General features: G+C 61.3%; 17 protein-coding genes and 1 pseudogene. 9 read left to right on the top strand and 9 right to left on the bottom strand.

Features of this window, described 5'->3' with window-relative positions:
- Positions 1-89 precede the first annotated feature (89 nt).
- On the top strand, positions 90-1,370 hold the full coding sequence (locus tag NKI37_RS17335; protein WP_352788872.1) for an outer membrane protein: 1,281 nt from the start codon (positions 90-92) through the stop codon (positions 1,368-1,370).
- A gap of 387 nt (positions 1,371-1,757) precedes the next feature.
- Here the strand turns inward: NKI37_RS17335 and NKI37_RS17340 are convergent, their stop codons facing one another.
- The 6 genes and pseudogenes from NKI37_RS17340 to NKI37_RS17365 all read right to left on the bottom strand — a co-directional run bounded on the left by NKI37_RS17340 (position 1,758) and on the right by NKI37_RS17365 (position 5,777).
- Complete coding sequence (locus NKI37_RS17340) at positions 1,758-2,225, bottom strand: DUF1203 domain-containing protein (RefSeq protein WP_023745030.1); 468 nt, start codon at positions 2,223-2,225, stop codon at positions 1,758-1,760.
- 134 nt (positions 2,226-2,359) lie between these two features.
- Positions 2,360-2,464 (bottom strand): annotated as a pseudogene (locus tag NKI37_RS17345) (OmpA family protein); the annotation flags it as partial.
- A 19-nt stretch (positions 2,465-2,483) separates the two neighbouring features.
- Positions 2,484-3,047, bottom strand: coding sequence for a GNAT family N-acetyltransferase (locus NKI37_RS17350; protein ID WP_023682574.1), 564 nt, complete (start codon positions 3,045-3,047; stop codon positions 2,484-2,486).
- A gap of 5 nt (positions 3,048-3,052) precedes the next feature.
- Positions 3,053-3,904 carry a 3-mercaptopyruvate sulfurtransferase gene (gene sseA / locus NKI37_RS17355; protein WP_352788876.1) on the bottom strand — a complete coding sequence of 284 codons (852 nt, stop codon included), beginning with the start codon at positions 3,902-3,904 and terminating at the stop codon, positions 3,053-3,055.
- A gap of 95 nt (positions 3,905-3,999) precedes the next feature.
- Complete coding sequence (locus NKI37_RS17360) at positions 4,000-4,743, bottom strand: alanyl-tRNA editing protein (RefSeq protein WP_023736674.1); 744 nt, start codon at positions 4,741-4,743, stop codon at positions 4,000-4,002.
- On the bottom strand, positions 4,743-5,777 hold the full coding sequence (locus NKI37_RS17365; protein ID WP_023682581.1) for a cysteine synthase A: 1,035 nt from the start codon (positions 5,775-5,777) through the stop codon (positions 4,743-4,745). Before NKI37_RS17365 ends, NKI37_RS17360 begins: the two co-directional genes overlap by 1 nt.
- Before the next feature lie 214 nt (positions 5,778-5,991).
- On the opposite strand from NKI37_RS17365, the gene NKI37_RS17370 reads away from it, so the two are divergent.
- Positions 5,992-6,813, top strand: coding sequence for an SDR family oxidoreductase (locus tag NKI37_RS17370; RefSeq protein ID WP_023805244.1), 822 nt, complete (start codon positions 5,992-5,994; stop codon positions 6,811-6,813).
- A 70-nt stretch (positions 6,814-6,883) separates the two neighbouring features.
- Positions 6,884-7,864 carry an alpha/beta hydrolase gene (locus tag NKI37_RS17375; RefSeq protein ID WP_352788879.1) on the top strand — a complete coding sequence of 327 codons (981 nt, stop codon included), beginning with the start codon at positions 6,884-6,886 and terminating at the stop codon, positions 7,862-7,864.
- A gap of 94 nt (positions 7,865-7,958) precedes the next feature.
- On the opposite strand, the gene NKI37_RS17380 is transcribed toward NKI37_RS17375, so the two are convergent.
- The gene (locus NKI37_RS17380; protein WP_031193338.1) at positions 7,959-9,395 is read right to left on the bottom strand and encodes a DEAD/DEAH box helicase; all 1,437 of its coding nucleotides are present in this window, start codon (positions 9,393-9,395) and stop codon (positions 7,959-7,961) included.
- Positions 9,396-9,802: 407 nt separating this feature from the next.
- On the opposite strand from NKI37_RS17380, the gene NKI37_RS17385 reads away from it, so the two are divergent.
- Positions 9,803-11,335, top strand: coding sequence for an acyl-CoA carboxylase subunit beta (locus tag NKI37_RS17385; RefSeq protein WP_352788882.1), 1,533 nt, complete (start codon positions 9,803-9,805; stop codon positions 11,333-11,335).
- Between the two features lie 99 nt (positions 11,336-11,434).
- Complete coding sequence (locus tag NKI37_RS17390; RefSeq protein ID WP_352788885.1) at positions 11,435-12,412, top strand: M48 family metallopeptidase; 978 nt, start codon at positions 11,435-11,437, stop codon at positions 12,410-12,412.
- A 25-nt stretch (positions 12,413-12,437) separates the two neighbouring features.
- On the opposite strand, the gene NKI37_RS17395 is transcribed toward NKI37_RS17390, so the two are convergent.
- On the bottom strand, positions 12,438-14,438 hold the full coding sequence (locus tag NKI37_RS17395) for a hypothetical protein (RefSeq protein WP_352788888.1): 2,001 nt from the start codon (positions 14,436-14,438) through the stop codon (positions 12,438-12,440).
- A complete protein-coding gene (locus NKI37_RS17400) occupies positions 14,435-15,988 on the bottom strand; it encodes a bifunctional ADP-dependent NAD(P)H-hydrate dehydratase/NAD(P)H-hydrate epimerase (RefSeq protein ID WP_023691258.1) in 1,554 nt (517 codons plus the stop codon). Before NKI37_RS17400 ends, NKI37_RS17395 begins: the two co-directional genes overlap by 4 nt.
- A 384-nt stretch (positions 15,989-16,372) precedes the next feature.
- On the opposite strand from NKI37_RS17400, the gene NKI37_RS17405 reads away from it, so the two are divergent.
- The 4 genes from NKI37_RS17405 (at position 16,373) to NKI37_RS17420 (ending at position 20,886) form a co-directional block, all read left to right on the top strand.
- Positions 16,373-16,711 (top strand): P-II family nitrogen regulator, encoded by a 339-nt coding sequence (locus NKI37_RS17405; RefSeq protein WP_006205430.1) that lies wholly within the window; start codon positions 16,373-16,375, stop codon positions 16,709-16,711.
- A gap of 58 nt (positions 16,712-16,769) precedes the next feature.
- On the top strand, positions 16,770-18,179 hold the full coding sequence (gene glnA, locus NKI37_RS17410) for a type I glutamate--ammonia ligase (RefSeq protein ID WP_023672775.1): 1,410 nt from the start codon (positions 16,770-16,772) through the stop codon (positions 18,177-18,179).
- 171 nt (positions 18,180-18,350) lie between these two features.
- Positions 18,351-18,899, top strand: a complete 549-nt coding sequence (locus NKI37_RS17415; RefSeq protein ID WP_352788891.1) for a hypothetical protein — start codon at positions 18,351-18,353, stop codon at positions 18,897-18,899.
- Between the two features lie 1,180 nt (positions 18,900-20,079).
- Positions 20,080-20,886 (top strand): AAA family ATPase, encoded by an 807-nt coding sequence (locus NKI37_RS17420; RefSeq protein ID WP_352794518.1) that lies wholly within the window; start codon positions 20,080-20,082, stop codon positions 20,884-20,886.
- Positions 20,887-20,892 lie beyond the last annotated feature (6 nt).

Here is a 20,892-nt window from a genome sequence, read left to right on the forward strand (position 1 = left end):
TGCCTATCGATGTGGCATTTTTGTCATTCCAATATTAGCGAGCATCCTGTTAGAACACGGACGGGTTTGTTCTATGCTAAGGGGCTAAAATGTTCATTTCTGCTAAATCCGTTCTTCTCGGCGCCGTTTCGGCAATGGCTTTGATATCGGTAGCGCATGCCGCCGATGTTGTGCAGCCGGTGGAAGAACCTGCCGGCTTCAACTGGAGCGGCGCCTATGTCGGCATCGGCGGCGGCTTCGGCGCCACCGTGCACCGCATCAGCGTCGACCCGTTTCTCGACTTCAATGGCATCGGCGGCAACGGCGTGTTTGGCGAAATCACCGCCGGCTACGACTACATGGTCTCTGAACGCTTCCTGCTCGGCGGCTTCATCGACGCCAACATCGGGAATATCGGTCCGTCGATCAGCCTTCCGGGCGCTGATATCGACCTGACGAACGCTTATGGCTTCGACGTCGGCTTGCGCGCCGGCTATCTCCTGAACCCCGATACGCTCGGCTATGTGCTCGGCGGCTACACCTGGAACCATTTCAAGCTCGAGGGTTCGGGCTTTGCCGACGGTCTTGATTTCACGGAGAACCGTGGCGGCTATGTCGTCGGCGTTGGCATGGAAACCGTGCTGCGCGGCAACTGGACGATCAAGACCGAGTACCGCTACGCCAACTATGGCGACGACTCGGTGGCTGACCTCGGCATTATCGGCGGCCCGGGGACCTCTCTGGATGTCGAGCCATCCAGCCATACCTTCCACATCGCGGCCAACTACCGCTTCGGCGCCCAGAATGGCGGCGGTGCCTCGTTTGCTGCTCCGACCTACAACTGGACCGGCTTCTATGTCGGCGGCGCGCTTGGCGCCGGCACTGTAGTGCATGACCTGACGCTCGCCAGCGCCCTCGAATTGGATGGCATCGGCGGCGAAGGCGTGTTCGGCGAGGCGAGCATCGGTTACGACCATGATTTCGGCGGCTGGGTCGCCGGCGTTCTGGTCGACGCCCGCTATTCCGGCATACGCTCGAAGCTGGACATTCCGGGTGGGTCGATCAAAGGCGATGCCGACTATGGCTTCGATGCCCTGGCCCGCATCGGCGCCAAGGTCAACGAATCGACGCTGGCCTATGTCCTCGGCGGTTACAGCTGGCAGCATTTCGACCTGCATGCCTCCTCGCCCGTTGGCGACATCATCGACTGGGGCTCGAGCGGCTTCTCGGTCGGCGGCGGCCTGGAAACGGCCGTTTCCAGCAACATGACGCTTGGTCTCGAATACCGCTATTCGCAGTATGAGAAAGAGGATTTCGGTTCGGACGGCTTCCTCACCGACGAGCCTTCCTTCCAGACCGTTCGCGTCGGCGCGAAGTATAAATTCAACTAAACGCCGCACACACACACGGCGAAGGCCCGTCGGTCAATTCCGGCGGGCTTTTTCTTTGCGCAAAATTCCTGACGTCGGAAGTGAACAGGCTGGCGGACAACAAAAAAGCGGAGCCAAAGCCCCGCTTCCTCGTTGTCGAGATCGCCGCCGGTTCATCCGCGGTCGGCAAACCCATCGACACTCGTCTTTTAATGGACGAATGCGACGGGAGTGCGACAGTTCACCGGCAGTCGGCGCGCCACCAGGCCGGCGACAATCGCGGCGCTTGTGTGAAGTGCTTCACATCAGCCATTCGAAAAACATGTGCAGACAGGGATGCCAACTTGACGGCTCGTGCCGTCACACGGTTCCCAACTGCCCGCCAGACCACCGGCGGGCATCTTTTTGTCAGAAACGCTCGATGCGGCACTGATAACAATTGTTGCGCGCCGAGCGGACGTGGACATAGGCGATGTCAGCGCGCTCAAACAGCGTCTCTGCCCGCGCCGCAATGCCGCCAGTCGGAATGACGCCGCCGCTGCCATAGACGATGCGGTCATCCGCACCATAGCCGCGCACGATATAGCCGCTGCTCTCAAGCATCTCTGGAAGCGCTTCCGTCTCGGCTGCGCGTTCGCATTCCTGCGCATGCAGGAAGATCGGTCCTGTCTCGGCGTAAGGCTGCAACGCCGGAAATGGCCGATAGGCCATGATCAGATAGCCATCGCCTTCGGCGACGTTTCTCAGGCAATGCCGGCACGGCACCCCGTCGCCATCTGAAACCTTCCGCTCCGGCGTTTGCCCGTAGGCGTCCGGCCCGCCGCGCTGCAGCGCTCTCACATCTTCTGTCGGCAAGGCTTTGAACTGGACGGTCATGGCTAAATCTCCGGTGTGGTTGACCGGAAATTATGCCCCCGCCGAGGTGCTTCCCACCCGATTCCTGTCAACTGTCAGCAGCCCGGCCAGTCTCAGGCCGGACTGCTTCGGCATTGGGCAGGTCCCGCGCCGGCTCAGCGGATGAAATCGTCGAAGCGGCGCAGCGTCACCCGGCGCCTGCGCCAGTTCTCGTCCTGGGTCCGCACGAGCAGGAATTCCTCGCCATGAACGGTCGGTTCGGCCTTCAGTCGGAGAAAGTCACGGCCGCATGACGCTGGCCGAGCGCTCGGCGAACGACAGCGGATGCACGGTCTCCTTCTTTTGCGCCACCGGCGCAAAACCGAGCTTCTGGTAGAGCGGCAAGGCAGCCGGATGGTCGAGCGTGCAGGTCTGCACCGTTACCCGTTTCGGCCCATACGACCATGCTGCGGCAATCGCCGCACCGAGGAACCAACGGCCGATGCCTTGCCCGGTCGCATGTTCCATCATGCCGAAATAAGCGAGCTCGACCTCTTCCGGCAGATGCGGCTTGAGGTCGAAGAACCCGGCTGGCGCGCCGTCAAGATAAAGCACCCGGATGTCGCGGTCCTCGCGGTGGATCCCGGCGGCAAGCTCGTCATCGTCCAGCCTCAGCACATTGACCCAGTGCCATTTGCGCCCGACCCGATCCATCAGATAGCGGTAGAAATGCAGCGGAATGTCCTTGGTCCTGAGCAGCGCGATCTGCCTGTTGTAGGGCAACGGCGGCGAATAGGCCGGCGGCACATGCATTTCCAGAAACGTGACCGTAACCTCGATGTCGTCCAGCGCGCCATTTTCCATCGCCATCATTCCTTGCCCGTCACCACGGGCGTGTCTGCCAGCCCGCCCCATTCCGTCCATGAGCCGTCGTAGAGCCGGTTGTCGGTGTGGCCGAGCGTCTCCAGCGCCAGAGTGACGACAGCCGCCGTGATGCCGGAACCGCAAGAGGTGACGACCGGTTTCGACAGATCGATACCGGCATCCTCAACGGCCTTGCGCAACTGGTCCTTCGACAACAGCGCGCCATCCAGCGACAGCGCCGAATAAGGCAAATTGTGCGCGCCGGGCATGTGGCCGGAGCGAACACCCGCGCGGGGCTCTGGCTCGGCGCCGGTGAAGCGGCCCGCGCCTCGGGCGTCCGCAATCTGGCTCTCGCCAGTCTCGACGATGCGGCGCATGTCGGCAAGGCTGGCGACGCGAGCGGCATCGAAATCGGCATGAAACACATTCGGCGCGATGTTGGTCGGCTCCGCCGTCACCGGCCGGCCCGCCGCCTTCCAGCGGTCGAAGCCGCCGTCGAGCACATAGACCTGGAACACGCCCATGACGCGGAACATCCACCAGGCGCGCGGCGCCGAGAAGAAACCCGGACCGTCATAGACGACAATGGTGTCGTCGGCCGAAATTCCCATGGCGCCTACATATTGCGCCAAATGCTGTGGCGAGGGCAGCGTGTGCGGCAGCTTGGCATCAGGATCGGAGGCCGCATCATGATCGAAGAATCGCGCGCCCGGAATATGCGCAGCCTCATACTCGGCGCGCGCATCGCGCTTCTGCGCCGGCAGATACCAGGATGCATCGACGATCGTCAGGCCGGGCTCGCCAAGACGGCTCTGCAACCAGTCCGCATCGACGATGAAAGAGCTGTCATCGGCCATTGTTCTTCTCCTGCTCCGCCTTGGCGAAGCATTGCTTCCTGTTGACCATGATCTTCCCCGAAAACCGGCTTCCACTTTTCGGGATCATGGTTCGTTCAAGCCACCGGCATTGGTCCGAAGCGAATGCGAAAACGCCGGTTTTCGCGGCCCTTCTTCTCGATCTTGCCGATATGGATTTCACCGACTTCGCCGGTGCTTTTGACATGGGTGCCGCCGCAGGGCTGGCTGTCGATCGAAGCGTTGTCGCCGATGCAGACCAGGCGGATCTTGCCGGTGCCGGCGGGCGGCCGGACATTCTTGGATTTCACCAGGCCAGGATTGGCTGCCAGTTCCTCGTCGGTGATCAGCCTGATGAAGATCGGATGATCGGCTCGCACCAGCTCCATCAGCCCGGCGGTGACGTCTTCCCTGGTGAAGCCGGCATCGGGAGCGTCGAAGTCGACGCGGCTGTCATCTTCGGAAACCGCGGCACCGGTAATCGGAAACGGACAGACGACGGTGAGCAAATGGCAAGCTGCGTGCATGCGCATCAGGAGATGCCGCCGCTCCCAGTCGATGGCGAGTTTCACCTGCTCGCCGACCTCGGGTGCCGGCTGCTCCGGCGCCGGCACATGGATAATCTCGTCCTTGGTCTCGCCGGTGATGGTGGCGGCAATGGCGATGCGGCTGCCGTCGGCGCGCTCTAATGTTCCGGTATCGCCAGGCTGGCCGCCCGATGTGGCATAGAAGATGGTCCGGTCGAGAATGATGCCGCCGCGCTCGTTGATGGCGACAACAGTGGCGTCAGCCGCTCTGAGATAGGCGTCGTCGCGAAACAGCGCTTCTGTTCTGTGCGCCATCAGGCGACCTTCTCATACGGCACCGAAATTGTGCTGCGCTCATCCATCCAGCCCGGCACCGGCAGGTTCTTATCCCGCAGGAATTCCGGGTTGAACAGCTTCGACTGGTAGCGCGTGCCATAGTCGGCAAGGATGGTCACGATGGTGTGGCCGGGGCCAAGCTCGCGCGCCAGCCGTATCGCGCCGGCAATGTTGATGCCGGTCGAACCGCCGACGCACAGGCCTTCTTCCTGGATCAGGTCGAAGACGATCGGCAGCGCTTCCTCGTCCGGCACCTGGAACGAGAAGTCCGGCGTGAACCCATCGAGATTTGCCGTGATGCGCCCCTGTCCTATCCCTTCGGTGATCGAGCTGCCGTCGGACTTCAATTCGCCACTGGTGTAGAAGGAATAGAGCGCCGCACCCAGCGGATCGGCGAGTGCGATCTTGACGTTGCTGCTCCTGGCCTTCAGCCCGAAGGCGACGCCGGCCAGCGTTCCGCCCGAACCCACCGCCGAGACGAAACCGTCGACCTTGCCGCCGGTCTGCGTCCAGATTTCTTCCGCCGTGGTGCGGATATGGCCGTCGCGATTGGCAACGTTGTCGAACTGGTTGGCCCAGATCGCGCCGTTCGGCTCCGACCTCGCCATCTGCTCGGCCAACCGCCCCGACAGTTTCACGTAATTGTTGGGGTTCTTGTAAGGCACCGCCGGCACTTCGATCAGCTCGGCGCCAAGCAGCTTGATCGTGTCCTTCTTTTCCTGGCTCTGGGTGTCGGGAATGACGATCACTGTGCGATAGCCCAGCGCCTTGGCGACCAGCGTCAGGCCGATGCCGGTATTGCCTGCCGTGCCCTCGACGATGACGCCGCCCGGCTTCAACAGTCCGCGCTGTTCGGCGTCGCGGATGATGAACAGGCCGGCGCGATCCTTGACCGACTGGCCGGGGTTCATGAACTCGGCCTTGCCCAGGATCTCGCAGCCGGTCTGCTCCGAGGCCTTGTTGAGGCGGATCAGGGGCGTGTTGCCGATCGCTTCGATCACAGAACGGGGCATCCGGGATTCCTTATGTAGCTGCGGCGAGACCCTAGAAACCCGAAGCGTGCGTTTCAAGGCAAGAATTCGCCTGGTCCAGTCGCATTTCGGGCACTGCAATCTCCCGCGGCCGGACATCGCGCGATGACGATCATTTCAACCAGTACGGAAAAGCGCTCTTTTCATTCGATTTTTTCACCGCTAGAGCACTAATGACAGATCGGCAGGGCGCAGAATGACACTTTACCGGGCCAACCCGAAGCACGGCGTCGCCTGGATAACCGGCGGCAGCAGCGGCATCGGCCGTGCGCTGGCAAAGGACCTCGCGGCAAAGGGCTTTGTCGTCGCGGTCACCGCACTCGACGGCGACCCACTCGACGCGCTCATCGTCGAGACGGCGCAGATGCCGGGACGTGTCGTCGCCTACCCTTGCGACGTCACCGATGAGCCGCGCATGGCAAGCACGGTGGCGGCGATTGAAAAGGAGCTCGGGCCGATCGTGCTCGCCGTCTTCAACGCCGGCAACTACATCGCCACGCCCGGCGAAGACCTCAGGGTCCGCGACTTTCGCCAGACCTTCGAGGTCAACTATTTCGGTATCATCAATGGCCTCGTCCCGCTCATGGAGCGCATGCGCATCCGTGCGCGCGGCCATATCGTGCTTGTCGGATCGGTTACCGCCTATTTCGGCTGGCCGACCACGGCGGCCTATGGCGGCTCGAAGGCGGCGATCAACATCCTAGCCGAGTCGCTGAAATACGATTTCGACAAGATGAATGTCCGGATCCAGGTGATGAATCCGGGCTTCATCGACACCCCGCTGACGGAAAAGAACATGCTGCCGATGCCGGGGCTGATGCCGGTCAACCGCGCCTCGCGCCGCCTGCTGCGCGGCATCGAGCATGGCGGCTTCGAGGTTACCTTCCCTCACCGGCTGAGCTGGGGGCTGAAGTTGCTGGCACTGCTGCCAAGGCCAGTCTGCCGGTGGTTCATCAGCACGGCGACCCGCTGGACAGGGCGGCCGCTGAATTTCGACCGCAAGCCGCCGAACGAATAGCTGTCCACAGCCCCGGCTGTTGCCTGACTGCACCGGCCGCCATAGCTTTAGAATTGTCGTGGAGTCTGAGATGGGGCGGCGGATCGTGCTTGCGGTGCTGGGCGTCGTCATCATCCTTGTCCTGGCCTTCCTGCTTGGTCCGCGCGTTCCCGTCGACACAACAATCAGCTTCGACCCCAAGGTGATCGGCGACGATCCGCAAGCATATATCGCGCGTGAAGAGGCTGCCGTGCCCAACGTCCGCGACGGGCTCGAGAAAGAAATCATCTGGGCCGATCCGATGGTTCACGCCAGGACGCCATTGGCGATCGTCTATATCCATGGCTTTTCGGCATCGAAGGGCGAGGTTCGCCCGCTGGCCGACGAGGTCGCCGACCAACTCGACGCCAACCTTTTCTACACCCGCCTCACCGGTCATGGGCAGGACGGCGCCTCGATGGCGCAAGGCAGCGTCAATGCCTGGATCAACGACTACGAGGAGGCGCTCGCCATCGGCCGGGCCATCGGCGACAAGGTGATCGTCATCGGCACCTCGACCGGTGGATCGCTGGCGGCATGGGCGGCGACTGAGCCTGGCGCATCGGACGGCGTCGCTGCAATCGCATTCATCTCGCCGAATTTCGGCATCAGGGCTTCAGGCGCCGAGCTGCTGACCATGCCCTGGGGCAGGCAGATCGCCGAGTTCGTCGGCGGCAAGGAGCGCAGCTTTACGACCCGCAACGCGCTGCACGAGAAACTCTGGACGCACACCTATCCAATGGCGGCCGTGCTACCGATGGCGGCGCTGACCAACCTTGCCTACGCAGCGCCTGTGGAGAAGGCAACCATACCGGCGCTGTTCATCTTCTCGGATTCCGACAAGGTGGTGCGCCAGGATCGCACCCGCGAAATCGCCGGCCGCTGGGGCGCACCGCATGAACTGGTGCCCGTCGACGACAATGGCGATCCCGACGACCACGTCATTGCCGGCGACGCGCTGTCGCCCTCGACCACGGCATTCCTGGCGCAGCGGATCGTCGTGTGGGTTCAGGCAATTACCGGGCAGCCCTAAACGAAAAAGGACGGCCGAAGCATTGCCCCGACCGTCCTCATACTCGATCGTCAGCAATCAAGCCAGGCTCGACGAGCCTGACCGGTTCGTCTGATCAGGCAGCCCGCGCCGCGGGCCGCTTGCCGCCGAAGCGGCGCTTGTTGTTGCCCTTGAAGGCCTTGGCGCCTTCCGGCTTGCGCTCGCTTGCACCCGCAAAGGCCGGCTTGTCACCAAAACGCTTCTTGGCGAAGCCGTTGTTCTGGCCACCGGGCCGCCTGCCGTCGCGACGGCCATTGCGGTCGTTGCGATCATTGGCGGGCTCGAAGCGCTCGTTCTTTTCGGCCGGATTGCGCACCGGATCCGGGCTGCCGAGATGGTCGGCAACGATCGGCAGCTTGCTGCGGATGATGCGCTCGACCTGACGCAGCTTGCTGTTTTCGGAAGGATCGCAAAGCGTGATGGCGATGCCGTCCATGCCGTTACGGCCGGTACGGCCGATGCGGTGGACATAGCTTTCGGCCTCATCCGGCAGGTCGAAATTCACCACATGGCTGATGCCGGGGACGTCGATGCCGCGCGCCGCGATATCGGTCGCCACGAGAATGCGCACCGAGCCCTCGCGGAAATCGTTGAGCGCCTTCTGGCGGGCGTTCTGCGACTTGTTGCCGTGGATGACGGCGGCCTTGAAGCCGTCGCGTTCGAGGTCCTTGGTCACCCGGTCGGCGCCATGTTTGGTGCGCGAGAAGATGATGACGGACTTCATCGCTTCGTCGGCGAGCATCGTCGACAGCACCTGGCGCTTCTGCTTGGTGCGGGCAAAGACAACGCCCTGCACGATTTCGGCGGCAGCGGTGCTCTGCGGCGCGACTTCGACGCGGATCGGGTTCTTCAACAGGCCCTTCGCCAGTTCGGCGATTTCATTGGGCATGGTGGCCGAGAACAGCACCGTCTGACGGTCGGGCGCGGTCGCCTTGGCGATCCGCTTGACGTCGTTGATGAAGCCCATGTCGAGCATGCGGTCGCCCTCGTCGAGCACCAGCCATTTGGTGTCGGAGAGGATGAGGTCGCCCTCGCGCACCAGGTCGGTCAGGCGGCCGGGCGTGGCGATCAGGATGTCGACGCCGGGCGCAACCTTCTTCACCTGGCTGAAGCGCGAGACGCCGCCAAGCACGAGAGCGGTTGAGACATGCGCGCCCTTGGCGAGGATCTTGATGGTGTCCTCGATCTGGACGGCGAGTTCGCGCGTCGGCGCCAGGATCAGCGCACGGGTGGTCTTGGCCCGGCGCTTGGTGCCGAGCGCGATGATCTTCGACAGGATCGGCAGCGCGAAGGCAGCGGTCTTGCCCGAGCCGGTCTGGGCGATGCCGAAGATATCACGGCCTTCCATCTGCGGCGGGATCGCCTGCGTCTGGATCGGCTTCGGCTCGGTGAAGCCGGCGCCATGCGTCGCCTTGAGCAGCGCGCCCGTGATCCCAAGAGCTGCGAAACCGGTGAGGTCCGCAGTGTTGCCGGTCGAGATCGCGTTACCGGCTGAGGTGTTTTCGTTGGTCAAAATAGTCTTCTTTCACGCGGTCTTGGCCGCAAACATCGATGGCGGCAGGGCGCAACCTGCCGTCGAGAAATTTGATATGAAACGACAAGGCGGGCGGACGGAAACGTCCACTCGGCTGCGCTGTCGTGCCCGCAGGCGTCATGCCACGGGGCTCTTTCGCCACTTCGTGATGTATCGGAAAGAGGGGCCGATATACCGGAAAGAGGGAAAACAGACGCAACCAGTCTCATTTGTCGAGAAGGCCGGAATCTCCGGCCCAAGCGCCTATGGGCTGCATATGGCTGAGTTCGCTCCGGAATGCAAGGGGCCACATGTTGCAGCGCAATAGTCGAGGCCGAAAGCGGCGCTTGCACACGCCTGCAGGCATCATTACCACAAATGCAGCTTCCATTTCTGGAGACCGAGCGATGAAGGACGTGCTGAAGGAACTCGAGCGCCGCCGCGAGATCGCCCGCATGGGTGGCGGCCAGACCCGCATCGACGCCCAGCACAAGAAGGGCAAGCTGACGGCGCGCGAACGTATCGAGGTCTTTCTCGACGAAGGCTCGTTCGAGGAGTTCGACATGTATGTCGAGCATCGCTCGACCGATTTCGGCATGGAGAAGACCAAGATCGCCGGCGATGGCGTCGTCACCGGCTGGGGCACGGTCAATGGCCGTCCGGTCTATCTGTTCGCCAAGGACTTTACCGTCTTCGGCGGCTCGCTGTCGGAGGCTCATGCCGAAAAGGTCATCAAGGTGCAGGAGATGGCGCTGCGCAACCGCGCGCCGATCATCGGCATCTACGACGCCGGCGGCGCCCGCATCCAGGAAGGCGTGGCGGCGCTAGGCGGCTATGCCGAGATCTTTCAGCGCAACGTGCTCGCATCCGGCGTCATTCCTCAGATTTCCGTGATCATGGGCCCGTGCGCCGGCGGCGACGTCTATTCGCCTGCGATGACCGACTTCATCTTCATGGTGCGCGACACCTCTTACATGTTCGTCACCGGGCCGGATGTGGTCAAAACGGTCACCAACGAGACGGTGACGGCCGAGAGCCTTGGCGGCGCGTCCGTCCACACGACCAAATCGTCGATTGCCGACGGCGCCTACGACAATGACGTCGAGGCGCTGTTGCAGATGCGCCGGCTGGTAGACCTTTTGCCCGCGTCAAATACGTCGGAGCTTCCTGAGATCGAATGCTACCAGTCGGTCACCGACCATGATCTGTCGCTCGACCGGCTGATCCCAGACAACGCCAACAAGCCTTACGACATCAAGGACCTGATCCTCAAAGTTGCCGATGAAGGCGATTTCTTCGAGATCCAGCAGAACTTTGCCAAGAACATCGTCACCGGTTTCGGCCGCGTCGAAGGCCGCACCGTCGGCTTCGTCGCCAACCAGCCGATGGTGCTGGCCGGCGTGCTCGATTCCGACGCAAGCCGCAAGGCGGCGCGCTTCGTGCGCTTCTGCGACTGTTTTTCCATTCCCATCGTCACCTTCGTCGACGTCCCCGGCTTCCTGCCCGGCACCGCGCAGGAATATGGCGGCCTGATCAAGCATGGCGCGAAACTCCTGTTTGCCTACGCCGAGGCGACCGTGCCGAAAATCACCGTCATCACCCGCAAAGCCTATGGCGGCGCCTATGACGTGATGGCCTCAAAACATCTGCGCGGCGATATGAACTATGCCTGGCCGACGGCGCAGATCGCGGTGATGGGGGCGAGAGGCGCGGTCGAGATCATCTACCGCAAGGATATTGGCGACGCCGAAAAGATCGCAGCTCACACAAAGGCTTACGAAGACCGCTTCCTGTCGCCCTTCGTCGCCGCCGAACGCGGCTATGTCGACGAGGTGATCATGCCGCATTCGACCCGCCGCCGCATTGCCCGCGCGCTGCGCATGCTGCGCAAGAAGGACATGCAGAACCCTTGGAAGAAGCACGACAACATCCCGTTGTAACATCCAATGTCGCGACTGATCATCAGCGCCGGTCGGCGGTTTGGCAGGTTCACGGTCCTGTTTTTCGTTGTTCCCGCTCTCATCATCTTCTGCGTCTGGATGTCCCTGCTCGACAACCATCCAATCTGGTTTATCGCCAGCGGCTTCGTCGTCATGCCGATCGCCACCACGGCCTTGGCATTTCTGTTCGGCACATTGTTTGCGGGCTTCCGACGCAGCAAGATCAAAGGCGTCAGTGAAGCAGAAGCGCCCGGCCTCTGGGCGCTGTGGCGGAGCGTCGCCGGACCGCGCCGTGCTGCGCGCACGGTTGTCATACTAGAGGGCAACCTGAACGCCAGCGTGCACGAAGAGCGCACGCTTCTCGGCCTTCTCGGCAATCGGCTGTTTCTAACCATTGGCATCCCTCTCCTCGCAGTGACCGATGAAAGAGCGCTTGCCGCGATCCTTGCCCATGAGGACGCGCATGTGCGCAACAAGGATACCAATGGCAGCCTCAATCTCGCTGAGTTCGAAAACGGTTTCGGATTTGTCTTCGAGTATGCCCCGCCCGGAACCACGATCACAGGCAGCCTGCTCCACGCCGCTATCGGCTGGCTGTCGCAATCGTTCGAGCGGGAAGAAATCCGGCTTTCGCGCGAAGCGGAGATCAAGGCAGATCGACACGCGGCATCCTCCGGCGACGCCGAGCACGCCGCACGCGCGCTGTTGCTTCTTGCCACGGCAGACGTGCATTTCGCGGAGACGGTCTATGACCCTTTGCAGCATGAATTGCGAGGTGCTTTGCGTCCGCCGCGACCGCCGCTCGAGCGCATGCTGGAAGCTGCCGGCCAGCTGCGAGAACCCATTTGCCTCAATGTTTGCGCCCGCAAGGCGTGGGCAAGCCCGGATGACGCAAAGTCCACCCATCCATCATGGGCTCAACGGCTGGCGGCGCTTGGCTACACGGAGCCGCCCGACCTGGACCCGATCGCCGTGACCGCGCTCTCGACGCTGCTGAACTCGAGCGTAGCACAGCGCCATATTTCGGAATTCGACACCAAATGGACTGCGCGGATGGAAGACTATCTCCAGCGCTGAACTGGTGGTTTCCCAACTCCCAGGCTCACTCCTCTTCCGCCGCCCCGAACCCCGCATTCCTGGGGGCGCTGGTCGCGCTCGCCCAGGGCGTCGCGTGATTGTCGATGCGCATCTGGAAGATGAAATAGGTCGGCGAGCAGTAGCCGATGCCTTTCACCTTGGCAGCACCCGGCGTGTCCGGCGGCAGCGACTGGCACATATAGTCCTCGCGGCAGAAATGATCAGCCGAGCAGGCTGGACGGTTGCCGCGGTTGACCGCGCCGCCGAGGCACTGGTCGAAATTGTTGGTGGCGACGCAGGTGTCGAATTTCTTGCCGCCGACCATGCCGCAAATTTCCGATGGCATCGGCTTGCCCGTCTTGAATGCGGCGAAGCTGCGGTCCTTGTCGTCGCAGGCGCGATAAGCGATGCCTGCCGGTACGCCGATTTTCGGTGGCCGGCAGGTGTAGGCGGTCCGCGAAAAGGTCGGCGCAAAAGCCGCGAACTGGCCGGTGATCTTGTAGCGGTCGTTGAACGGCTGAGACGGGTTGCTGGCGATCGACCCGGTCAGGCAGGGATGGCCCGAAAACATCTTTGGACTGTCCGTGGGCAACAGACATTGCGCCAACGCGGTATGCACGCCTGAAGCCGTCGCGAGCGGCGTGCAGACGGTGCCGCCACCGCATTGCCAGGTCGCGCCGAAGCGTTTTGCATCATCCGGCATCAGGCACGGCATCGCGATCTCGGCCGGGGCGTAGTCGACATCGCCGGCATCGGTCCATGTCGCCGGCGGCGCGAAGGACAGCGGCCGGTAGCGGTTCGGCTCCTTGCCTTCTTCCGTCGCGCGCAGCCAGGCCTCACGTCGCGCAATCTCGGCATGGAGATGCGGCGAGATGCCGACCTCGATCCGGTTGAGAGGCGACGTCGTTTTGTCGTCGAGGCCGATGAAGTGAAAGCCGGCCGTCGAGCCCCCCTGGTGGCAGCCCTGGCAGGCGCCATTGTCCAGCCGCTCGACCAGCGCCTCCGGTGTCCGCACCAGCTTTAGCGCCGCATAGTCCAAGCCGGCGAAATCCGCTGGCTGGAACAGCGGCGTGAACGGATGGTTGGCCCGTCTCGCGCTGCCGAAGGTCGACCACGAGATGATTTTCTTGGCCAGGAATTCGTCGGGGATTTCGTAGACGCCGAGATCGATGGCCGCGACATTGGCGCTGACGTAGTCGGCGAGCCCTTTCTTCAGTGCGGCATCATCCGAGAGCCGCGCAACGTCAGGCGTATTCTCCAGCGGCTTCTCGCTGATGGCAGCGCCATCGATACCGAAGATCCGCATCAGATAGGCCGCCTGCCCGCCGAACTCGGTCTCCTGGCCCGAGGGAAAGCGCACCACTTGCGCGTTGAGTTCGAGCTGTTTGAAAGTCAGTTCCTCCGGTGCCAGCGGCCCGCCGGCCAGCCAGCCGGCATCGACGTTTTCGTCGATCTGCGGTGTCCAGCGCCCGGCAACGCCGACGCAGCCGCCATCGGCATCCGGCGCCACGCTGTAGACGGCGTTGAAATTGAATGGCAGCCGCGATGCCAAAACCTTGCCGTTCTTGCGGAAACTGTAGGCCAGGCGATAGATGAAGCGCACCTCGCCACAGCTCTTGTCGCCTTGCAGCGCGGTGAAGTCACGCCGGTCCAGCCGGTTGACGACGCCGACCAGGCGGAAGCGCGCGGCCTCGGTCTTCAGCCAGCGCATATCCATGATGCGGCCGACATTGCCGTCGGTCACCTCGTAGAGCGTGCGCCCGCCGGCCTTTATCTCGGCCCGCAGCGTGGCAATATCGGCCGCCACCATGTCGACAACAGCACGATAGGCCGGCACCTCACTGTAGAGCGTCTTCAGATCGTCCGCGCCGTCGACGGCGAAAATGCCGGCGAAGCCAAACCCCTTGGCATCGAGGGCGGCGAGCACCGCCGGATCGTCGACGATGGTCACCGGCTGCTCAGCGCGCACGCCATGCGAGGCGAACAGCGCGATGATGGCTGCAATGGCGAGCGCGAAACGCTTCATCCGATCGGCACCTTCTGCCGTGCCTCGACAAGTTCACGCAGCACCGGCACCAGCGCCAGCGGCAGATCCTCGGCGATCAGACCCGGTCCGAAGCGGCTGCCGGCCTCGGCATGGATCCAGACCGCTGCGCAGGCGGCCTCGAATGCCTGCATGCCCTGCGCCAGCAGCGCGGCGACAATGCCCGCCAGCACGTCGCCGGAACCGGCGGTGGCGAGCCATGGTGCACCATTGGCGTTGATCACCGCGCGGCCGTCCGGCGCCGCGATGACGGTGTCGGCGCCCTTGTAGACCATGATGGCGTTGGCTCGTTCAGCGGCTGCGCGCGCCTTGGCGAGTTTCGACTGCTTCTTGTCCTTCGCGATGTCGGGAAAAAGTCTGGCGAATTCGCCTTCATGCGGCGTCAGCACCAATACCGGCGCCCACGGGAGCAGCGCGGCGTCGAACAGGGCCTGAGGCTGATGCGCCAATGACGTGATGGCGTCAGCATCCAAGACAATGGCAGGGCGCTGAATTCCGAATGAACTCGTCGACGTGCGGTTTAGGTCAGCGACCGTCGCGATCAATTGCAACGCGAAATCCCCCACTTTGGGTTTCGGCCCGAGCCCTGGTCCGAACACAAGTACTTCGGGGTGCCTCGCCGACAAAAATTCCTGCACTTCCTCCATCGAACCGGCCTCGCGCAGCATGATCGATGTCAGATGCGCGGCGTTTACCTGCATGGCATTTTCAGGCGAGAGCACGGTCACCGCCCCTGCCCCGGCTCTGGCTGCAGCCATCGCCGACAGCCGCGCCGCACCTGTCGCGCTCGGCCCGCCGGAAAAGACGCTGACGTGGCCGCGCTTATACTTATGTGTATCGACCGCCGTTTTCGGAAAACTGTATAGCCAGAAATCAGGCGTGTTCTCGAACGTCTTGATCTTGAACTCATCGACGATCGCATCCGGAATGCCGATATCGGCGATGATGATCTCGCCGCAGAGGCTGCGCCCCGGCATCAGCAGATGGCCGGGCTTTTTCCGCACGAACGTCACCGTCACGTCGGCCTTGAAATAAGCGTTGCTCAAGCCGGTCTCGCCCGACACACCAGAAGGCAGATCGATTGACACCACAGGCACGCGCTCCGCCGCGGCCAATCCTGAGACGGCAGAGGCATGCAGGGATATCTTCTTCGACAATCCCGCACCATAGAGCGCGTCCACGACGACTTCACCCGGTTCCGGGTAGCAGTGTCCGATGTGCTCGACCGGCAGATTGCAGGCCTCGGAAGCTCGCGCCGCATCACTCCCGGGCTTCTGCTTGCCTTCGGCCCAGAGCGCCACATTCACACCAGCCTCGGCCAGCAACCGCGCTACAACATAGCCGTCGCCACCATTATTGCCGGGGCCGCACAGCACGTGCACGCGGCTTGCTGCGGGATAGCGTGCCAGGACCACAGCAGCGACCGCTTCGCCGGCGCGCTGCATCAGGCCATAGCCGTCGAGCGGACCGGCCGCGATCGCCAGCCGGTCGGCCTCGCCCATCTCGGCCGGCGACAGGACCTCATTGCTCATGGATTGCCGATCCGCATTTCGTTCAAGGCCGACCCCTTTGTCCCTATCGAGCATTGTCCAGTTTCGGATTCGAAGCAAACGGCCAGGTGCTGCGTTGGCGTGCGGCCAATCCTTTCGCAGACTGGTGCCACGGATTCGCGCGGGCCTGCAAAATGCGCAATCTGCCTAATTATCGTGCAGACGCCGGAAGCGGCAATGTGTAGGCTTCGGGCAGCTTTGCCGCAGCCGAAGCAGAGGATGACGCGAATGTGCATCCCGGCGCGGCGCGGCATTGGAATTGCGCGAAACCGCTTCGCGTGGGCTGAAATTGGCACAGTTCGTGCTTGATGGAGGCGCAAGCGGGGCGCACAACCCGTTTTTTTGGCAGTGGAGGCCACTTTTTACATGAAAAAGATCGAAGCGATCATCAAGCCGTTCAAGCTAGACGAAGTGAAGGAAGCGCTTCAGGAGGCCGGTCTGCAAGGCATTACCGTGACCGAGGCCAAGGGCTTTGGCCGCCAGAAAGGGCATACCGAACTCTATCGCGGCGCCGAATATGTCGTCGACTTCCTGCCCAAGGTGAAGATCGAAGTCGTGCTGGGCGACGACGCCGTTGAAGGCGCCATCGAAGCCATCCGCAAGGCGGCGCAGACCGGCCGCATCGGCGACGGCAAGATCTTCGTCTCCAACATCGAGGAGGTCGTTCGCATCCGTACCGGCGAAACGGGGATGGACGCCGTCTGAGCTTTCTGATTTCAGATTAACGTCTCCTCGAAACGTCATCACACAGGGAAGAAACGACATGACGACAGCCAAAGACATCATGAAGCAGATCAAGGACAACGACGTGAAATTCGTCGACCTGCGCTTCACCGATCCGAAGGGCAAGCTGCAGCACGTGACGATGGATGTCATCGAGGTCGAGGAAGACATGTTCGCCGACGGCGTCATGTTCGACGGCTCCTCGATCGCCGGCTGGAAGGCGATCAACGAGTCCGACATGGTGCTGATGCCCGATGCGGACACCGTCCACATGGATCCGTTCTTCGCCCAGTCGACCATGGTCATCCTGTGCGACATTCTCGATCCAGTCTCCGGCGAATCCTACAACCGCGACCCGCGCGGCACCGCTAAGAAGGCCGAGGCCTACATGAAGGCCGAAGGCATCGGCGACACCATCTATGTCGGCCCCGAAGCCGAGTTCTTCGTCTTCGACGACGTCAAGTACAAGGCCGATCCCTACAACACCGGGTTCAAGCTGGACTCGACCGAACTGCCGTCCAACGACGACACCGACTACGAGACCGGCAATCTCGGCCACCGCCCGCGCGTCAAGGGCGGCTACTTCCCTGTGCCGCCGATCGACAGCGCGCAGGACATGCGCTCCGAAATGCTGACCGTGCTGGCCGAAATGGGCGTGCGCGTCGAAAAGCACCATCACGAGGTTGCCGCTGCCCAGCACGAGCTCGGCATCAAGTTCGACACGCTGGTCCGCAACGCCGACAAGATGCTGATCTACAAATATGTCGTGCACCAGGTCGCCAACGCCTATGGCAAGACGGCCACCTTCATGCCGAAGCCGATTTTCGGCGACAACGGCTCGGGCATGCACGTCCACCAGTCGATCTGGAAGAACGGCAAGCCGACCTTCGCCGGCAATGAATATGCCGGCCTGTCGGAGTCGTGCCTGTTCTACATCGGCGGCATCATCAAGCACGCCAAGGCGATCAACGCCTTCACCAACCCGCTGACCAACTCCTACAAGCGCCTTGTGCCTGGCTATGAAGCCCCGGTTCTGCTCGCCTACTCCGCGCGCAACCGTTCGGCCTCCTGCCGCATTCCGTTCGGCTCGTCGCCGAAAGCCAAGCGCGTCGAGGTCCGCTTCCCCGATCCGGGCGCGAACCCCTACCTCGCTTTCGCCGCCATGCTCATGGCCGGCCTCGACGGCATCAAGAACAAGATCCACCCGGGACAGCCGATGGACAAGGATCTCTACGACCTGCCGCCGAAGGAACTGAAGAAGATTCCGACCGTCTGCGGTTCGCTGCGCGAAGCGCTGCAAAGCTTGGACAAGGACCGCGGCTTCCTGAAAGCCGGCGGCGTCTTCGACGACGACCAGATCGACTCTTACATCGAGCTCAAGATGGCCGAAGTGATGCGCTTCGAAATGACCCCGCATCCGGTCGAATACGACATGTACTATTCGGTCTGATCCGACGCTTCGGACAACGAATTGACGAAAAAAGAACCCCGGCTTTCGCCGGGGTTCTCGCGTGGACTGACGGCCGGATCATTGTGGACAGAGAAAGCTCTCGACAGAAATGCCAAGAGCTCCATTAAGCGGTTAATGCATACAATCTCCTCTCGGAAATGGAGAACACTGATGCGCGGCGACAATTCACCAACCGTCGAACTAAGCAGATATTGGAAATTTGCTTGGGATGATCTCGCGTACCTACCGCCTCTTGGCAAACCTGATTACCAACCCAAAGGTGGCGCTTTCCGTTTCTCTGACACGGAAGGGCGTTTTTTTGGAGAGTATTTAGAAGACTTCCCGGCCCAAAAGGTTAGGTCCAAGCTTCCTAGCTTAGGTCACTGTGCTTTTTGTGGCCGAAGCAAGCAAGCCAACGGCCAACCCCTAAAGCTCACCAGCGAGCACGTGCTGCCAGAGTTTCTTGGCGCAGGCTTGGAATTGCCGCGAGCGTCCTGCAATACCTGCCAGAAAGTTACAGCGGCATTTGAGCATTCTATCGCAACTGAGATGTTCGATCCTGTTCGGAAAAATTGGGCGATTGAGGGTAAATCTGGCTATACAATATCAATGCAAGTGCGTCGACACTTAAGAACTACCAAATCGACAAATATCAAGCCAGGCGATCGATACCGTCGGTTTTTGCCAGATGATCGCCAAAATTGGTCACGTTTACGCTAGCCATTACCATCGAGATAACCCTTTTACACCCTTGGTTGCAGATTTTATCCAGAAGAATATAGCACCAGGCGACACTTACTCCGGCCACTACGATCATGTCGGATGCCTTTGGCAAGCTAAGGAACAACCCACAGATTGCTTACATGAAATCGAAATCGGCAACATTGAATGGCAAGGAAGCACCCTTATTACCGTTCGGGTTGGCTTATTTGCGAGTTGCGGTATGCCCTCTTACTATGTGACAGTCGGCACCCGACCCTAGTCTCCAAGAACTGACGGCTGACAATTAAAATGCGCTCCCGACTGTCAACGGTATTGTGAACCATCGCAGTGCGGGCCTTGCGTTTCCGCAGGGCAACAAACTAGTTGCTGAAATGGAGTGCGCTAGCCTTTAATTCACATAATTCGCGTTTCAACCGCTCAGGCAGCATCGCATGTTCTTTACCGTGATTAGCAGTTGGAGCGAGGTGCCCGTTAATCCGCGAGATTCAGCGTTCCTCCTTGTAGACAACTGGGATGATTGGTTCAGCTATCGGACCATGTTTACTCTTTGGGTGTTCGACGAACATGCCGCCCGACACCAGGTGGGCTCGGTAAAAATCGGCCAGCACGAGCTGCGTCCCTCGGGAACCACCGCTCCCGGGCAGCGCGCTCCAGAATTGCCAGAGACATTTGACAGCCTTGACGATGAGTTTTTCTCACTAGGCCAGATGAGAATTACTATGAGACACTCAACAGCTTATCCGTGCCTCAGCGTGAGCGGGTGTTGGTGGGCCTTCGGGATTGCGCATACGACCTGGCCATTTTCGACGGCGCGCGCTCGCAAAATGTTATGGCGAGGTCACTGCTTCGAAGCGTAGACGCCAGCAACGTTCGCGGCCGCCTACATAGACTCTCGCGCGGCGACGTTACGCTTACGGAATTCAAATTCGGCTATGCCTTTCCCGAGCCAGGCGAAGGCATCGAACCACCGATCACCCACTTCGAGGTCACTCCAGAATCGGAACCGCCAACAAACGTGCACGTCCTTATCGGGCGAAACGGCGTTGGCAAAACACGTTGTATGCGAGGGGTCGCGATAGCGTTGCTTGGGCGCGAACCGGAAGAGGGTGACGAATCCGTCGGAGAAATAGTCGTAGATGCGCGGGCGGGAGAGGCTTGGTCATTCTCAGGATTGGTCATGATCTCATTCAGCGCATTCGATGACTTCGACCTTCGTCCGCTTCCCAACGACTTGATCCGATCAAGTCAGGTTGGCCTTCTTCAATGGCAGGCCGGTGAAGATGACCAGGAGTACATGGCCAGGAAGACGCCAGCCGATTTGGCGAAAGACTTTCAGGACAGCTTCTCCTCCTGTCGCCAAGGTTTGCGATCACTTCGTTGGCTTGCGGCTGTCGAAACTCTGGAAGCCGATGATCTCTTTGCGGAGGCAAACGTCGGGGCACTGTTGGAGATGGGCGACGATGCTTGGGCAGATGAGGCTCTCTTGCTTTACAAAAGGCTCAGTTCCGGTCACGCCATAGTTCTTCTCACAATGACCCGCTTGGTTGAACTGGTTGACGAACGAACGCTTGTCCTGCTGGACGAACCAGAGGGTCATCTTCATCCACCTCTACTATCCGCGTTCATTCGCGCGCTGTCCGATCTGCTAATAAGGCGCAATGGCGTGGCTGTAGTCGCTACCCATTCGCCAGTGGTCTTGCAAGAAGTGCCGAAATCCTGCGCGTGGAAACTCCGTCGCTCCGGGCGCGTTTCAGTAGCCGAGCGACCGTCCATCGAGACCTTTGGCGAGAACGTCGGCATTCTTACTCGCGAAGTGTTCGGTTTCGAGGTGACAAAATCTGGCTTTCACCGAATGCTCGACAATGCAGTTAACCAGCACCGGCTAGGGTATGACGCAGTAGTTGATCATTTTGGCGGGCAACTTGGTGACGAGGCACGAGCAATAGTACAAGCGCTCGTAGCTGAGCGCGAAGTCGGACTTTAGGAAAAT

This window comes from Mesorhizobium sp. M0626, assembly GCF_040320665.1.
GTDB lineage: Bacteria > Pseudomonadota > Alphaproteobacteria > Rhizobiales > Rhizobiaceae > Mesorhizobium.

What these genes read in the sequence shown, in the direction of transcription:
- NKI37_RS17335 (WP_352788872.1), top strand. Translation starts at nt 90, where the DNA reads ATGTTCATTTCTGCTAAATCCGTTCTTCTCGGCGCCGTTTCGGCAATG.
- NKI37_RS17360 (WP_023736674.1), bottom strand. Translation starts at nt 4,743, where the DNA reads ATGGCGCACAGAACAGAAGCGCTGTTTCGCGACGACGCCTATCTCAGA.
- NKI37_RS17350 (WP_023682574.1), bottom strand. Translation starts at nt 3,047, where the DNA reads ATGGAAAATGGCGCGCTGGACGACATCGAGGTTACGGTCACGTTTCTG.
- NKI37_RS17405 (WP_006205430.1), top strand. Translation starts at nt 16,373, where the DNA reads ATGAAAAAGATCGAAGCGATCATCAAGCCGTTCAAGCTAGACGAAGTG.
- NKI37_RS17385 (WP_352788882.1), top strand. Translation starts at nt 9,803, where the DNA reads ATGAAGGACGTGCTGAAGGAACTCGAGCGCCGCCGCGAGATCGCCCGC.
- NKI37_RS17370 (WP_023805244.1), top strand. Translation starts at nt 5,992, where the DNA reads ATGACACTTTACCGGGCCAACCCGAAGCACGGCGTCGCCTGGATAACC.
- NKI37_RS17365 (WP_023682581.1), bottom strand. Translation starts at nt 5,777, where the DNA reads ATGCCCCGTTCTGTGATCGAAGCGATCGGCAACACGCCCCTGATCCGC.
- glnA (WP_023672775.1), top strand. Translation starts at nt 16,770, where the DNA reads ATGACGACAGCCAAAGACATCATGAAGCAGATCAAGGACAACGACGTG.
- NKI37_RS17390 (WP_352788885.1), top strand. Translation starts at nt 11,435, where the DNA reads ATGTCCCTGCTCGACAACCATCCAATCTGGTTTATCGCCAGCGGCTTC.
- NKI37_RS17400 (WP_023691258.1), bottom strand. Translation starts at nt 15,988, where the DNA reads ATGAGCAATGAGGTCCTGTCGCCGGCCGAGATGGGCGAGGCCGACCGG.
- NKI37_RS17375 (WP_352788879.1), top strand. Translation starts at nt 6,884, where the DNA reads ATGGGGCGGCGGATCGTGCTTGCGGTGCTGGGCGTCGTCATCATCCTT.
- NKI37_RS17395 (WP_352788888.1), bottom strand. Translation starts at nt 14,438, where the DNA reads ATGAAGCGTTTCGCGCTCGCCATTGCAGCCATCATCGCGCTGTTCGCC.
- NKI37_RS17415 (WP_352788891.1), top strand. Translation starts at nt 18,351, where the DNA reads ATGCGCGGCGACAATTCACCAACCGTCGAACTAAGCAGATATTGGAAA.
- NKI37_RS17420 (WP_352794518.1), top strand. Translation starts at nt 20,080, where the DNA reads ATGATCTCATTCAGCGCATTCGATGACTTCGACCTTCGTCCGCTTCCC.
- NKI37_RS17340 (WP_023745030.1), bottom strand. Translation starts at nt 2,225, where the DNA reads ATGACCGTCCAGTTCAAAGCCTTGCCGACAGAAGATGTGAGAGCGCTG.
- sseA (WP_352788876.1), bottom strand. Translation starts at nt 3,904, where the DNA reads ATGGCCGATGACAGCTCTTTCATCGTCGATGCGGACTGGTTGCAGAGC.